This window comes from Rhodococcus sp. HM1, from assembly GCF_023218075.1.
Classification (GTDB): domain Bacteria; phylum Actinomycetota; class Actinomycetes; order Mycobacteriales; family Mycobacteriaceae; genus Rhodococcus.
Window position 1 is genome coordinate 1 of sequence record NZ_JALPTB010000235.1, and the last position, 391, is coordinate 391.

At 69.6% G+C, this 391-nt stretch carries 1 pseudogene; it reads left to right on the plus strand.

Annotation, left to right across the window (positions count from 1 at the left end):
• A pseudogene (locus M1M07_RS32575) lies at positions 1-235 on the plus strand (SDR family NAD(P)-dependent oxidoreductase); the annotation flags it as partial.
• Positions 236-391: the final 156 nt, after the last annotated feature.

The window sequence follows — 391 nt, forward strand, 5'->3', positions numbered from 1 at the left end:
CCACGTGAGCGACGCGAGCGACCTGAAGATGGGCGACTACTTCGACCTCGCCGCCGACCTGTACGGCCTGCCGCGCCCACGCAGGATCACGCGCGCCCAGGCGCGGGAGGAACTCTCGCCGATGCTGCTGAGCTTCATGGGCGAATCGCGCCGGCTCGACGCCACGCGGCTCGCGAAGGAGTTGCGGGTGACGTTGCGTTACCCGACCGTGGGCGAGGGGCTGCGCAGTACCTGATGGGCTTCGCGCAGCTTCAGCGCGGATAGATGTTCCCGTTGCCGTCGTAGCACCGGAACACGTTGCACTGCGTGCCCGGCGGCCTGGGCACCGGCACGGCCGGCTGCACGACCACGGGATGCCGCGGCACCACCACCACGGGAGGTACGTAGACGT